Source organism: Shewanella sp. GJ50-10 (assembly GCF_055808815.1).
The window spans coordinates 2,643,996-2,658,143 of the sequence record NZ_JBVVSS010000001.1 but is presented as its reverse complement, the minus strand read 5'-3'; the positions used below and the strand labels follow the sequence as shown (position 1 = coordinate 2,658,143).

At 40.0% G+C, this 14,148-nt stretch carries 12 protein-coding genes; 8 read left to right on the top strand and 4 right to left on the bottom strand.

Annotation, left to right across the window (positions count from 1 at the left end; translation table 11 throughout):
* Nucleotides 1-81: 81 nt before the first annotated feature.
* The 3 genes from AC0L4E_RS11125 to AC0L4E_RS11115 form a co-directional block, all read right to left on the bottom strand.
* Nucleotides 82-2,730, bottom strand: a complete 2,649-nt coding sequence (locus AC0L4E_RS11125) for an SO2930 family diheme c-type cytochrome (protein WP_473679230.1) — start codon at nucleotides 2,728-2,730, stop codon at nucleotides 82-84.
* Between the two features lie 290 nt (nucleotides 2,731-3,020).
* Entirely contained in the window at nucleotides 3,021-4,088 is a 1,068-nt protein-coding gene (locus AC0L4E_RS11120) for a DUF3083 family protein (RefSeq protein ID WP_473679229.1), read from the bottom strand.
* Between the two features lie 209 nt (nucleotides 4,089-4,297).
* Nucleotides 4,298-4,879, bottom strand: coding sequence for an arylesterase (locus AC0L4E_RS11115; protein WP_473681622.1), 582 nt, complete (start codon nucleotides 4,877-4,879; stop codon nucleotides 4,298-4,300).
* A gap of 49 nt (nucleotides 4,880-4,928) precedes the next feature.
* Between AC0L4E_RS11115 and AC0L4E_RS11110 the strand changes: the two genes are divergently transcribed.
* From AC0L4E_RS11110 to AC0L4E_RS11095, 4 genes are all read left to right on the top strand, one after another.
* Nucleotides 4,929-5,666 carry an ABC transporter ATP-binding protein gene (locus AC0L4E_RS11110; RefSeq protein WP_473679228.1) on the top strand — a complete coding sequence of 246 codons (738 nt, stop codon included), beginning with the start codon at nucleotides 4,929-4,931 and terminating at the stop codon, nucleotides 5,664-5,666.
* Nucleotides 5,666-8,149, top strand: a complete 2,484-nt coding sequence (locus AC0L4E_RS11105) for an ABC transporter permease (RefSeq protein ID WP_473679227.1) — start codon at nucleotides 5,666-5,668, stop codon at nucleotides 8,147-8,149. Before AC0L4E_RS11110 ends, AC0L4E_RS11105 begins: the two co-directional genes overlap by 1 nt.
* A 41-nt stretch (nucleotides 8,150-8,190) precedes the next feature.
* The gene (locus AC0L4E_RS11100) at nucleotides 8,191-8,484 is read left to right on the top strand and encodes an antibiotic biosynthesis monooxygenase family protein (RefSeq protein ID WP_473679226.1); all 294 of its coding nucleotides are present in this window, start codon (nucleotides 8,191-8,193) and stop codon (nucleotides 8,482-8,484) included.
* Nucleotides 8,485-8,738: 254 nt separating this feature from the next.
* Complete coding sequence (locus AC0L4E_RS11095) at nucleotides 8,739-9,617, top strand: LysR family transcriptional regulator (protein ID WP_473679225.1); 879 nt, start codon at nucleotides 8,739-8,741, stop codon at nucleotides 9,615-9,617.
* A gap of 141 nt (nucleotides 9,618-9,758) precedes the next feature.
* Here the strand turns inward: AC0L4E_RS11095 and AC0L4E_RS11090 are convergent, their stop codons facing one another.
* Nucleotides 9,759-10,658, bottom strand: a complete 900-nt coding sequence (locus AC0L4E_RS11090) for a TIGR01777 family oxidoreductase (RefSeq protein WP_473679224.1) — start codon at nucleotides 10,656-10,658, stop codon at nucleotides 9,759-9,761.
* Between the two features lie 495 nt (nucleotides 10,659-11,153).
* Between AC0L4E_RS11090 and AC0L4E_RS11085 the strand changes: the two genes are divergently transcribed.
* The 4 genes from AC0L4E_RS11085 to AC0L4E_RS11070 all read left to right on the top strand — a co-directional run bounded on the left by AC0L4E_RS11085 (nucleotide 11,154) and on the right by AC0L4E_RS11070 (nucleotide 14,147).
* Entirely contained in the window at nucleotides 11,154-12,245 is a 1,092-nt protein-coding gene (locus AC0L4E_RS11085; RefSeq protein ID WP_473679223.1) for an AI-2E family transporter, read from the top strand.
* A 44-nt stretch (nucleotides 12,246-12,289) separates the two neighbouring features.
* A complete protein-coding gene (locus tag AC0L4E_RS11080) occupies nucleotides 12,290-13,219 on the top strand; it encodes a class I SAM-dependent methyltransferase (protein ID WP_473679222.1) in 930 nt (309 codons plus the stop codon).
* A gap of 469 nt (nucleotides 13,220-13,688) precedes the next feature.
* Nucleotides 13,689-13,847 carry a periplasmic nitrate reductase, NapE protein gene (locus AC0L4E_RS11075; RefSeq protein ID WP_220754848.1) on the top strand — a complete coding sequence of 53 codons (159 nt, stop codon included), beginning with the start codon at nucleotides 13,689-13,691 and terminating at the stop codon, nucleotides 13,845-13,847.
* 39 nt (nucleotides 13,848-13,886) lie between these two features.
* Nucleotides 13,887-14,147 carry a chaperone NapD gene (locus tag AC0L4E_RS11070; protein WP_153913658.1) on the top strand — a complete coding sequence of 87 codons (261 nt, stop codon included), beginning with the start codon at nucleotides 13,887-13,889 and terminating at the stop codon, nucleotides 14,145-14,147.
* Nucleotide 14,148 lies beyond the last annotated feature (1 nt).

Sequence of the window (14,148 nt, the reverse complement as noted above, 5' to 3'; positions counted from 1 at the left end):
AATGATAAAACTGGCTAAGTGTTTTTAGCTAAGAAAAGTAAAAGAGGATGAACCTAAGTCCATCCTCTTATTAAAGGCGTTTTAAGAACAAGACGCCGCTGGTAATCGCTTAATCCATTCGCTGATTAAGGCTACACCTTCATCATGAGATAGACTGCGACCAATTTCAGGCATTCTATCGCCAGGGTCGTTACTTTCCATACGGAAGTGTAAAATCGACTCCTCAGGGTTACCTGGCACAACATCATAACCTAAGGTGCCACCACCATAAGCCACAGGTGACTTACACGTACCATGAGAGAAACCAGCATCTTCATCATAACTGCGCCAATATTCAAGCTTTAAGCCTGTATTGGATGCATTACCTTCTGGGCGATGACAATGAGCACAGTTAATATCTAAATAGCCTTTAGCGGCTGCCATTAACTCAGTATCAGACATTGAAGTAATGTTTACTTCATCACCATCTTGATACTCAGGCACCATGTCAACGTCTGACAAGGTTGGTAATCCTTGTAAAATACCAGCAGCTTGCCATTTGGTTAGCTGATTCATACTGCCATCAACGTAGGCATAGTCACGGTTTAAATGTCGGGCTTTAGGCCCAATTGGCATAAACACCGCGTTACTATCGGCATCAGGTTTGAATTGATGACATTGCTTACATTGATTCATGCTTGGAACGACATAATCAAAATTAAGCATTTCGCCTTTATGAGTGACTTGTTTCCCCTGAATCGCCCCAGCTTTTGCCAGTACAGCATCCGATTTATCCGCTTTCCATACATAAGGCAGTGCACTCCAACCTGTTTCACGATGGATTAATAGTCGGGTTTCAATTAAATCTTCATTTGCGAAACCGCGTGCGTTGGTATCTTCTGGTAGTGCAAATGTTTTACTGATCACTGTACCGACAGGAAAATCAAATGATTCATTTTCTGTGTAATCAGCTTTAGTGCCTTCTGGTAAGTACACAAAGCGATATTTACTGGCATGGTCGGTAAATAATGGAGTATTGAGATCGTAAGGTAGACCATTAGAGTTTGGCGCTGCTGTTGGGTTAGCCATGTCGGCAAACAGGTTATAATCTGACAGGTTAGGGCAGTTTGCTTTTAATAACGCATCCCAGCTGACATTATCTCCAGTTGCTTCACATAGACTTAAATCGCCATCACCCTCAAGGCCACCTTCACCTTCGCCAATCGATCCACCACCACCAACTAAGATGCCGCCATCACAACCTTCTGTTTCATCATCCACACCACAACCGAATATTTCATCACCAAAAGTGACGGTATGAACCGGTAAACTGACTTGTGAACAAGCTAAAAGATCTTCTTGAGGAGCTTGTAACAATGCTTCAGGTAGATTTTGATCTGTATTGGAGTTGGCATAAAGACGTCCCACACTGACATCGCCATTATTGATTATACAAGTGTTATCACTGCCGTCTTCTGCAAATGGTAATTCTTGTAAACCGAGATAAGCCGCAGTGCCATTATTGGATAATGCTTCACCTAAGCCATCGTAAATAATACCTGGCATTTTCCCATGAGTGAGTACGTAGGCTTTAATAATGTCATCAATCAAATGACCATTAGGCTTTTGACCGTAATCACTAATGTTATTGTCATGGACATGAATATTTCTTGGTGTTGCTCGCCAGCCATCACTAATGGCTTGCCCTGGTTGGGCGTAGTTAGCAACAAACGTACTTATATCTCTTTCTGCCACGAAGAAACTGGTTATAGCAACCGCTAAGCTGTCATGGTTACTAATGTCATTGTTGAATACTTCAACATCATCGGTAGAAAGAATAATGACACCAGTCCCAGGAGGGACAATGTGGACACCACCAGGATTAGATGAACCATTGGCGAAGTTTTTGGTGTTGTTACTGTGAATTTTATTATTAAAGACACGAACACTTGAACCATATCTTTGGTTATTAATCGGTAAATCAAATACTAATACGCCACCTGTATTGCCTACAGCTTCATTGTCATATACATCAGCATATTTAGAGTTTTCAATTTCAATACCTGCGACGTTCTCCTTAGCAATATTACGACGAACAACAATATATTCTGATTGACCCACATAAATACCGGCGTCAGCGCTACCGCGTACATAGGTATCTTCAATTAGGATATTTTCACATTCAACAGGGTAAAGACCGTAAGCCCCATTATCTTTATCGAGTTCACCCTCCCAAATGGTTGCCAGCCTTCTTAAGATAATGCCGTTAGTATTTTTAAGCTTAATACCGTTATTTTTTGCTTCATTAACCGACAGGTCTTGAATGATAATATTGACTGCATTTTGGACGAAAATACCGTCACCAGAGTTGGCTTCAGAGAAATCGAGTACGGTTTCATCTTGCCCGTAACCCATAATGGTCACGTTTTTAGAAAACACGCCATCACCGTCCACATCACCATCAAACAGTAATGTCGATTCAATTTTGAAATTCCCTTTTGGGAGAACAATGACATCATTACTTTGAGCATTGATTAATGCTTCTTGAATACTCATGGTGAGGTTTTCACCAGCTTCAACCATGATGGCACCTTCAGGAAAGGTAGGGCCGGTTTCTGCAGGGGGCTGAACAACTGGTGGGGTTTCAGTTATGGTTGTGTCGTCATCATCTGAACCACAACCGCTTAAACTCATTGTGACAGCTGTTGCTACAAGGGTAGGCACCAGCCAAGGCATTTTCTTGTTGAACATAGCATCTCCTGCTTATTATTATTTCATTCCTACTCCGTTAGGTTCCGCCAGTGGAGTGGATACGATTTAATTCGTATGTTGTCCAACATGCCTTGTTTGATAATTGTTAATCAATGTGAAATCTGGCCACATTTACATAACATATGCTTTTGGGGTATATCTGAATTAAATCAAAATAGCGGATGTTTAAGATGAGTTTATTGATTGCTAGAGTCAGTGCAGAGGTGAAGAAAAGACGTAAAAAACGACAGCATTTGCTGTCGTTTTAAAGTTTTGAGTACCAGCCAGAATTAGGCTTTATAGCTTAAATGCTGATGGAAACGCACGATGACATCGATATGTTCCTTATCGATATCAAATTGATTAGTAAATTGGCGAATTGCATCATCAACTTGGCTCATAAAGCGGCCATAACTTTCATCATGTTGATCTGCTTTAGATGCAACGATAACAAAACGAATCGCTTCAGCGAGCTTAGTGTCATCCCAATGAAAAATGGGTGCTGGGGCTGTATCACTAGGGTCGAAACCGACCATCTGGAACTCAGCGGTACTATCGAGCTGTTCGTATTTACTGTTACGAACTAGGGGGACTTTGCCGTTAGCAATCATAGCAACTCGATTTAGCTTATTGGCTGCAGTAGCTTTAACAAAGTGATCAGCCACTCTTTGGTATTTCTCGCCAAAGCTAGTGGCGTTTTCAGCAGCAAGTTGCTGTTTAATACGGCGACCCATTGGTAAGCTAACTGTCACATAATTTAGCGCACTAACCGATTCTGGTAGGTCGCATTCACGGCGCTTGTAACGGCTGTCTACAGCGCGAAGTTTATAACCATAAGTCTCTTTGAGGCCTTTTGCTTTGGCAAAAAAGTCGTAAGAAATATGCTGATGGTCTCGAATTTTTGTCGGGATATCACTAATCGGTAATAGCGGCTTAATTTCAGCTAAAAAGCTTTGAATTTTTGCATGGAACTCAGCAGAGTGACTGCGAAGTTCTGTACCTGTTGCAAGGAAAACTACTTTTAATTTTTTTGCACGGTAACCTGGAAGCGTGTGAAGACGATTGGCTTCATGATGAGCAGGATTATAAAAGAAACGAAGTTGTTCTTCGGTGGTGAGGCAATAAGCTTCATTATGGTAACGAACCATAGGCAGCTTGTCGTTAGCAACAACATGAACATTAAATAGGTCATGTTTATCAGCAATTTTGTAAACAAGTTTACTGAATTCTTGGTAACAATTATCCAAATCACTGTATGACGCTAATAACTCATCGGTTAACGTGAATCCAACGGTGATGTACTGGTTTTTACGCGTTGCTGTCGGTAAATAAGCTTTCTTTTGACGACTGACGGACATAATTTTTCCTTTTAGTCATAGGGTTTTACCAATTACGTGTGTATGAAAGCTATTTTATGAAATGCGCTTTCGTAAATTGCTTTGATAAATCGTCACAGTAAATTGGTACTTTTTGCGTTTAAAACAAATCCATTTTGGTACAGTTTAATTGGTAAAGCTTAAATTAAAATTACTTTTTTATCTTTATTAATGAAATATTTTAACCTTGGTTACTTTTTTAATGCATCGATGATCCAGGGCTGCATCCATTGCGTAATTTTAGGTTGAGCATCTTGATTTGGATGGATGCCATCGCGTTGCATTAAATCAGGGTTTGCTGCGATTTCCATCATAAAAAAAGGTGCTAACGGAATATCAAAATCATCAGCGAGATCATGATAAACATCATTGAACATTTTAGTGTATCTTGGACCGTAATTAGGTGGCACCATAATTTCAGTGAGAAGGACATTAGCGCCACTGTCTTGTGACAAGTTAATGATTTTTGTAAGATTTGATTTCAGTTGATTAGGTGGGAAACCGCGTAATCCATCATTACCTCCGAGTTCAACAACAACGAGTTCAATCTCGCTAGAAGTCAATAAACTCGGGAGTCTACGTAAACCACCAGCAGTGGTTTCGCCACTAACAGAGCCGTTGATAATGTCATGTTCAGGGTATTGGTCTCGTAACAATTGTACCCAACCTTGCTCTTCCGACATGCCATATCCCGCACTTAGACTATCACCTAAGATCAAAATCGTGGCAGCATAGCTAGATGTTGAAATAAACATTGTTGAAACAACAAACATAACCGCCGCAGTAAGCAGGCGTTTAGCTGGTAAAAATAAGAAGGATCGTATGTCGACTAATTTTGCAAATAATTCAAGTGCCATTAACGTTACTAACCTCAATAAAACTGTGGTGACCCAAGAGGGAGAGCTTACTATCCTCAATGGCATTAATATGGATGTCAAGCAGGGAGACAGTGTTGCGATCCTTGGTCCATCAGGATCTGGCAAGTCTACGTTACTGGGATTGCTCGCAGCGCTTGATACGCCAACATCGGGTGAGATATTGCTTGATGGACAAGCACTGTCTGGACTCAACGAAGAACAAAAAGCTGCACTGAGAAAACAAAAAGTCAGCTTTATTTTCCAGTCTTTTATGTTGGTTGATACTTTAACAGCGCTTGAAAACGTCATGCTACCAGCTGAACTTGCCGGAGTACAAAATGCCCGTGAGAAAGCGGAAAGCATGCTAGATCGCGTTGGCTTATCTCATCGTTTAACTCATCTACCGAAACAGTTATCTGGTGGTGAGCAACAACGCGTTGCCATCGCGCGAGCTTTCATCTGCGAGCCTAAAGTGTTATTTGCTGATGAGCCGACAGGTAATTTAGACAGTGCTAACGGTGATAAAATTGCTGATATGCTGTTTGCGTTAAACCAAGAAAGCGACACCACATTGGTATTAGTGACACATGATTTAGAGCTGGCTAAGCGATGCAAAAGGCAGTTAGTGATGGAAAACGGTCACTTATCTGAACCTTCAGTTAGTGCCGAAGAAAGACAAAACGTCTCAGAGGAGGCGTGTTAATGGAATTACAATTAGCATGGCGTTTATTTAAACGTGAATTAATGCAAGGTCAGTTATTACTGATTGTATTGGCGATAACCTTAGCGGTGTTGTCAGTCAGTGGACTTGCCCGTGTCAGCGAGCGCTTACAAGTTGCGATTAATGGTGAGGCGGCTAGTTTTATAGCTGCCGATCGTATAATTGATTCGCCAGTGCCCATAGATAAGCAAGTACTCACATTAGCTGAAAATCTCGATATTCTGCATGTCAGTAATATGAAATTTAATTCGATGGTGTATTCGGGCGATAAGTTTCAGTTGGTGACGATAAAGGCTGTTGGAGATGGTTATCCGCTTCGAGGTGAAATTGAACTGTCTTCTGGAATTACTCAAACTTTACCTACAACGGGACAAGCTTGGTATGAAAACAGATTAGGCGGATTACTGGGGTATCCAGATACATTGGAACTTGGTAATACTGAGCTGAATTTATCCGCTGAAATAAGTCGCTTACCCGATGCTGGTTTTAACCCTTTTGCTTCATCTCCTGTGCTATTAATGCGTTTAGATGATGTTGAAGCTACTGGGATTATTCAACCCGGTAGCCGCGTAAGCTATGTGTACCAATTTGCCGGTGAAGCCCAAGCTTTAACTGAGTTTGAAGCTAAAGCAAAACCATTGCTGAATAACAGCCAGCGTTGGACTGATGTGCAATCTGGTGATTCACCAATTGCTTCAGCGGTGCAGAGAGCCGAGCGCTTTTTGTTACTTGCAAGCTTGTTAGGTATTGCATTAGCTTGCGCTGCAATTGGTATTGCGGCGCAGCGATATTGTCAAAGACATTATGATGTAGTGGCGATGCTTAAAACATTCGGCGCATCTTCTAAGCAAATTCGAACCTTATTTGGTATTCATTTAATGCTGGTGACGCTTGTCGGTATTGTGTTGGGGTTATTGGGGGGCTTATTACTTGATTTAGGCATTAACCAATTTTTACCTGCCGAAATCGCTGCCTATTCACCGCCATATTCACGGCCTTTACTGCTAGGTGTTAGTACCGGCTTAATCAGTGCTTTCATGTTCTCTGCGTATCCATTAATGCGCTTATTGGCGATTCCGCCTTTAAGAGTGCTACAAAGACAGCTTGAAGGTTTGCAGTTTGGCATGTGGCTACATTTGTTACTCAGTCTTGGCGCAATGGCGTTATTAGGATATTTGTATTCTCGCAGTATTGCCTTAACCATGACTGTTGTACTGGCGGTGTTATTGCTGGGTGTATTGCTGAGTATTTTAGGCTTTGCAATGATCCGTTTAGGTCATAGCGTCGGCATGAAAACCACCAACCCATTCCAATTAGCATTGGCAGGTCTTCGTAGACGCGCAAGACAAAATGCTGTGCAGCTAGTCGGTTTTAGTAGTGCGCTAGTGTTGTTATTAACTATTTTGGCGCTAAGACAAGATTTGCTCAATGAATGGCAAAAGCAATTGCCTGAAGATGCACCTAACTATTTCTTAGTGAATATTGCTCCTGAAGATACTAAGCCATTGGATGATTTTCTTGATAGCAATAAGATCATCGCAACCGACATTTATCCAGTGATCCGTGGCCGTTTAACGCATATTAACGATGAAGAATTAATTTCACGTCAAGAAGAGAAAGATGGTGCCGAAGGGCGAGTGGGTATTTCACGAGAGTTAAATTTAACTTACCGAGAAACACTGCCACCTAATAATAAAATCACCGCTGGGACATTTAACCAAGCTGATGATGAGGTCTCTGTTGAAGCCGAAGTGGCTGATCGCTTAGGATTGTCGTTAAACGATACTATGACGTTTAGCATCGATAACCAGAGCTTTAGCGTAAAAGTGACCAGTTTTAGGCAGGTTCAGTGGGAAACGCTCCAGCCAAATTTCTTCATGATATTTAAGCCTAAAGCACTTGAGCCGTTTTCGTATACTTCTATGGCAAGCTTTCATCTTAATGATGAAGACTTAAAAGCCAACGGCAGTGACTTAACTGCAAATGCTGTGGTATTGCAATTAATCCAACAGTTCCCAACAATTTCTGTGATTGATGTTGGTGCTATGGTGGGGCAGTTACGACAGATTATTGAGCAAGTATCATTATCGTTATCGCTGGTTTTAGCTTTGGTCTTATTGGCAAGTGCATTAGTACTGATAGCACAAACAGAAGCGGGTATGGCGACAAGGCAGCGTGAACTCGCTGTGTTACGTACTTTTGGTGCATCAGGTTGGTTACTACGTTCAGCGACTGGCCTTGAGTTTGCTTTACTTGGCGCTATTGCGGGTATTCTCGCGGTCATTGTGGCTGAGTTCGCGCTATATATGCTTAAAACTCAAGTGTTTGAATTAGTGGTTTATATGCATTGGCCATGGTGGGGCATTGCACCGTTGGCAGGCGCTGCTGTGGTAGCCTTTTTAGGCATGTGGCGCTGTCGTCAATTACTTAATCAGTCCTGTAGTGATTTATTAAAAGCAGGATAATATCCTTTTTATGAAATAAGCGAGTTTAAAAGGAGTTAGACATGTTCGCCGTTATTTTCAAAGCGAAAGTCGGCAACCAAGATCAACACTATGTCGATACGGTTGCCATAATGCGCGATTTGGCATTTGACCAGTATGGCTGTGTCGACTTTATTGCTGTTGCTGAGGGCAAACAAGAGATTGCTATTTCTTACTGGCATAGCGAAGAGGATATTAAACGTTGGCATCAAGATGCTAAGCATGCTGTCGCGCAGAAGCTAGGTAAAGACAAATGGTATAGCTCTTATACGGTTGAGGTGGTTGAGATAAAAAGGCAATACAGCTTTGGTGAGTAGCTCTAAGGCTTAAGTTGTACCGTTTGCTTTTATTATTAATGATGCGGAAGCTATTTGCATATCTGTTTTAGACGCTTATTTATGTAGTTTGAATATTTGAAATGCCGTTAAGCCTGCTTAACGGCATTTTTGTTTCAAAAGACCACTAATTAGTAACTATGACCAATTCTTGTTATTAAGCTCTCTCATTTTAATAATTTATTGTTATAGTAGAGGTATAAGTCTAATTATTTGTAATGCTGAGTAGCGCTTTTATGATAAATCAAAAATGGTTAACTACCTTTTTAAAGCTTGCCGAAATAGGCCATTTTACCCAAACAGCAGAGCAGCTGTTTATGACACAACCTGGTGTCAGTCAGCACGTACAAAAGTTAGAGCAACAGCTTAACGTACAGCTTATTCAGCGATTTGGTAAACGATTTGAGCTAACAGATGCTGGTATTCAGCTGCAACAATACGGAGAGCAATTATTGAAGCAGCAGGAACAATTGCTCAGTGATATTCAGCTAGATTCTCCTTACGTAGGCGATTGCCGTTTTGCTTGTTCAGGTTCACTGGCAATGTGGCTATACCCGCACTTTATCGATTATCAAATTCAACATCCGCAATTGTCGGTGTCTGTTGAAGCTGCGCCAAATAAACGCATTATTGATCAAGTGATAAACAACGATATTGATATCGGTATTGTGACCCAATTTGTGTCAAATCCGGAACTTGAAGTAAATCCTATTGGTGATGACAATTTATGCTTGATAGTACCTGCCAAATTCCAGGGTAAGGATATGAGTTTTGAGCAATTAACATCACTTGGATTGATTTCTCATCCCGATGCAATGCATTACCTGCAGCAATTAATTAGTAGTAATTATAGCGATGAACAGGCCAGCGCTATTCCTACTGCAAGTTATGTGAATCAGTTGAATCAAATCTTATTACCAGTGGCCAAGGGGCTCGGTTTTACAGTATTGCCTGAGTTCGCAGTAAACAGTTTTAATCAGCCTGATTTGATTTCGGTAGCCAATTTAAAGCACCAAGTGAAAGAGCCTTTATATATGATCCGTAAGAAGTTTCGGCCACTTCCCAAGCGATACGATTGGTTTATTGCAACAACAACGAGTTTAGTAAATCAATAATCAAAGTTGAATAAATTCGATCACAATTAGTAAAGCTTAAACTCAGGGTAAGCTAGTTAAAAAAACCAAAAAACTAAGAAAAGGGCTCAAGATTATTAATAATCTTGAGCCCTTATTTGTTTGTTGGCTATTGAGTGGTTTTTAAGCTTTTAGAATAGAATCTAACGCAGGATTAATTTCCAGGTACTTGAAATTAAACCCTGAGGCCAAGGTGCGTTTAGGCAATACAAATTGACCTTCTACAATCAAATCAGCCATCTCACCCATTGCAAGTTTTAGAGCGATTACGGGCGTTGGAATACATGCAGGGCGATTTAAGCTTGAGCCAATCGATTCAGCAAACCGTTTATGATTAACCGGGTTTGGCGCTGTAGCATTAAATATGCCTTGAGCGTCATTAGTTATCATTAAATGCTCAATTAAATGAGTCAAATCGTCAATATGTATCCAGCTAACACCGTGTAATCCTTTACCGATTGGCCCGCCAAGACCGAGCTTGAAAGGAGGTAGCATTTTAGCCAGTGCGCCACCATTCTTACCTAACACTATGCCAATTCTAAGTACGCAAACACGAGTGGTTTCTGATTGCGCTTTAAGGGCAAGGTGTTCCCATTCACTGCATACTTGGTGGCTAAATTCATTATGGGCTTGGCTGTCTTCATCCACGGGTGTGCTTCCTTGGCGTCCATAATATCCAATTGCAGATGCACTAATAAAGCTTGCTGGTGGCGTGTCACTTTGTTTGATCAATTGAGTCAACATTGCAGTGATATCCCAGCGACTATCGCAAATACGTTGCTTTTGTTGATTGCTCCATCGTTTACCGACAATAGGTTCACCGGCAAGATTAATAACAGTGTCAAAATCATTTAAGTTATCTAGTTTAGTAAGGTTATCAATGTACTGATGTTTTGACCCCAACACTTGGGCTGCATGTGAAACATTACGTGTCACAATGGTAAGTTGATGAGATTGCTGGCTTAGCAATGCGACTAATTGCTGTCCGACAAATCCTGTTGCGCCAGTCATTAATATATTCATATTCTCACCATTTTGTGGTTACTTTGTTTAAAGCGGTCTTGAGAAACGGTTTAAGTCATTCATTAATAATCAGTACGAGTGATAACAGGCATAAGATCAACTTAACCCAATTGAAAGCATCCAAATTCAAGATAATGGAATTTTGGCTTTGACTATTGCTGAATGTTTCTTCTTAAGCGATTGGTTTGTACTTTCCTGTAAGCCTGTTTAGCTCAGATTCAGCTTAATCTTGCTAAAGTTGCGCTAATATTTAATTAAATAGCCTTAATATAGCCATTCATACTCAATAGATAACGAGTATAATGCGTAAGTTATTCTTATTGTGCTAGTTTAATTCTAGATTAATGTTCGAATTTATAAAATTTATAAAATTTATAATCATCGGCGTTCATTTGCTTTAGTACATTGATGGTGAGAGAGCATTATTCAAGTTAACGCTCAAATAAAAAGTAACTATGTATCCGATAATTTCAGCAACAACAAAGGGATTTAAATATGAGTGGCGGTAATTCTTCATCAATGGCGTTACGTGGTTTTGCCATTATGGCTTGTTTAGTCGTTATTTTAGCGGGTATAAAAACAGCCAGCCCCATTGTAGTGCCATTTGTATTATCAGCATTCTTAGCCGTAGTGTGTAATCCAGCAATTCAATTTATGACCCGCTACAGAGTACCTAAATGGTTATCGGTCATATTATTGATGATGTTTATTGTGATGATGGGACTTTGGTTAGCTAGTCTTGTTGGTAGTTCGATAAACGAGTTTTCCCAACAAATGCCATTTTATCGTCAACAGTTGATTGAGCAATTTTCTTGGATACTCGAAAAGCTCAATGGTTTAAATATCAATATTTCAAAAGATAAAGTGTTGGAATATTTTGACCCAGGAATGGCGCTAAGCATGACAACCAATATGTTGTCTGGCCTAGGTAATGTGATGGCCAACTTGTTCTTAATTATTTTGACTATTATTTTCATGTTATTTGAAGCGCAATCTTTACCCAAAAAGTTTCATTTAGCGCTTGATGATCCAGATATGCGTTTAAAGCAAATCGATAAGTTTTTGCACTCAGTAAACCAATATATGGTAATCAAAACACTGGTCAGTATCGCGACGGCTATTATCATTGGTGTTGGGCTATCGATTATTGGGGTTGATTACGCTTTGCTTTGGGCTGTTATTGCTTTTTTGTTTAATTTTATTCCTAACATTGGTTCTATCATTGCTGCGATTCCAGCTGTTTTATTGGCCTTTATTCAAATGGGGCCTGGGGCTGCTGGTTTTACCGCACTATTATACCTTGGTACTAACACTGTGATGGGTAATGTGGTTGAACCAAGATTTATGGGCCGTGGGCTAGGCTTATCTACCTTAGTGGTGTTCTTATCATTAATCTTCTGGGGCTGGTTATTGGGCTCGGTCGGTATGCTGTTATCTGTACCGTTAACTATGATTGTAAAAATTGCCCTTGAGTCCAGTGAGGGTGGAAAATGGTTCGCCATTTTATTGTCTGACGAAATTCCTGATGAAGCCGATAAACTTCAACAACCTGAGGCTGAGGAAGCAAGTACAGTTGATAAAGCGTAAATGTTGCTTCAATAACTTAATTATTAATTTGTGAAAGTAAAAAAATGAATCTAGTGAGTGATGATTTTCCTCTTGGGCAAGCGCTTGCCCAAGTACAATTAACCGATGAACTTTGCCGTGTATTTCATGGTAGAGGTGGTCGTTTTGAAAGTTTTGAACACCTTTGTTTAGATTGGTTTAAGCCAGTACTATTATTAACCAGTTTTAAAGAATTATCAGAAGCTGAGCGTCTTACTTTAACTGACGCAATCGCTGAAGTATGGCAAGTAAACCACAATGAATTAGATCTTAACCTTGTATTCCAATACCGCAACGCGGGTAAAACTGTCACTGAGATTGTGTCAGGTGAAGTACCTGAAAAACACATCGTCACAGAAAATGGTGCAGATTTTTTAGTGCACCTTTTACGTGGCCAAAATCATGGTATTTTTTTGGACATGGCCAACGGTCGCCGATGGGTTAAAGGCCATGCAAAGGATAAAAAAGTACTCAATCTTTTTGCATATACCTGTGCTTTTTCTGTGGTCGGTTTGCAAGGCGGCGCGACTGAAGTCGTTAATATGGATATGAGTAAAGGCGCACTGAGTATTGGTAAGCAAAACCACCTTTTGAATGGGTTTGAATCTGGAGCACGTTTTCTTGGCCATGACATATTTAGGTCTTGGGGCAAGCTGACTAAATTAGGCCCTTATGATTTAATTGTTGCCGATCCACCAAGTAATCAAAAAGGCAGTTTTGTGGCAACTAAAGACTACGTAAGACTATTACGTAGACTACCAGAGTTGTTAGCAGAGCAGGGAGAAGTGCTACTGTGTTTGAATGCGCCTGAATTAGGTTGTGATTTTTTGAAGAAACAAGTCACTGAAACAGCGCCTATTCTTGAGTTTATTGAACGTATTGATAACCCGCCAGTATTTGCTGATATCGACAAGCAAAAGTCATTAAAAGTATTGCGATATAAACTAAGAAGCTAAACAGCAGTTCTAGCAGTCAATATCAATTATTTAGCACAATTGAATATAAATTCAATTGTGCTTTTTTGTTTGTTTATCAAAATAAAGCAAAGTTGTATTTAGTTTTGAATGGATAGATTTTAAAAGTCTTCGAAGTTTTGCTTAGATCATAATGGTGCAAAGGGTCGGTTAACAAGTTGATAACTTTTGGCTAAGAGGCTATATATACTTAGGTATTAAAAGCGATATTAGCTTGTTTTATTTTTGTAAGTCATTTTGACGTCGATATACAGTTGAGTTAATTAAGTCAAACAGAAATCTATATAGAGCAACTGTTTAGTGTGTTTTTATGATCCAGATCAACAAAGATTCGTTTTACCAATTTGTGAGTATATAGTTTAGTCTTTGATTAAAGATAAAATTCTCGCAATTCTTAGTAGGTAACAACTAAGTTACATTACTTTCTTTATATCCCTCTGCAGGAGGCTCCATGAGTACAGATCTGCAACGTGAAAAAAGCCTAGAATTTAAAATTTTCATATTCTTAACGGTTTTTTTAGCACCAATCTTATCTGCACTGTTAGTTAGTGCGCTCGGTTTTACCATTTGGTTCAGTCAAATCCTTTCAGGCCCCCCTGGTGCTGGTTAGTTTCAATTAACAAAAATAAATAATAGAGAATAAGTGTCGATGAGCAAAAAAGAAATCCATGTAACCAGTCTAATTGTCCAAGTTCAACCTGAGCAAATGGCTGAAGTACGTCAGAAAATAATGGCGATGGAAAATGCTGAATTATCAGTGAATAACGAAATGAAAATTGTAGTGGTGATTGAGGGGCCAACACAGCGCTCTTTAATGGATGATATCTCTACCATTAATGCAATCCCAGGTGTGTTAACTGCCACTATGGTTTATCACCAAAGCGAAGAGCTAGAAGAGGGTGAAGAATGAG

Bases quoted from the DNA above. Each gene is read 5' to 3' on its own strand.
- AC0L4E_RS11125 (WP_473679230.1), bottom strand. From the start codon at position 2,730: ATGTTCAACAAGAAAATGCCTTGGCTGGTGCCTACCCTTGTAGCAACA.
- AC0L4E_RS11120 (WP_473679229.1), bottom strand. From the start codon at position 4,088: ATGTCCGTCAGTCGTCAAAAGAAAGCTTATTTACCGACAGCAACGCGT.
- AC0L4E_RS11115 (WP_473681622.1), bottom strand. From the start codon at position 4,879: ATGTTTGTTGTTTCAACAATGTTTATTTCAACATCTAGCTATGCTGCC.
- AC0L4E_RS11110 (WP_473679228.1), top strand. From the start codon at position 4,929: ATGTCGACTAATTTTGCAAATAATTCAAGTGCCATTAACGTTACTAAC.
- AC0L4E_RS11105 (WP_473679227.1), top strand. From the start codon at position 5,666: ATGGAATTACAATTAGCATGGCGTTTATTTAAACGTGAATTAATGCAA.
- AC0L4E_RS11100 (WP_473679226.1), top strand. From the start codon at position 8,191: ATGTTCGCCGTTATTTTCAAAGCGAAAGTCGGCAACCAAGATCAACAC.
- AC0L4E_RS11095 (WP_473679225.1), top strand. From the start codon at position 8,739: ATGATAAATCAAAAATGGTTAACTACCTTTTTAAAGCTTGCCGAAATA.
- AC0L4E_RS11090 (WP_473679224.1), bottom strand. From the start codon at position 10,658: ATGAATATATTAATGACTGGCGCAACAGGATTTGTCGGACAGCAATTA.
- AC0L4E_RS11085 (WP_473679223.1), top strand. From the start codon at position 11,154: ATGAGTGGCGGTAATTCTTCATCAATGGCGTTACGTGGTTTTGCCATT.
- AC0L4E_RS11080 (WP_473679222.1), top strand. From the start codon at position 12,290: ATGAATCTAGTGAGTGATGATTTTCCTCTTGGGCAAGCGCTTGCCCAA.
- AC0L4E_RS11075 (WP_220754848.1), top strand. From the start codon at position 13,689: ATGAGTACAGATCTGCAACGTGAAAAAAGCCTAGAATTTAAAATTTTC.
- AC0L4E_RS11070 (WP_153913658.1), top strand. From the start codon at position 13,887: ATGAGCAAAAAAGAAATCCATGTAACCAGTCTAATTGTCCAAGTTCAA.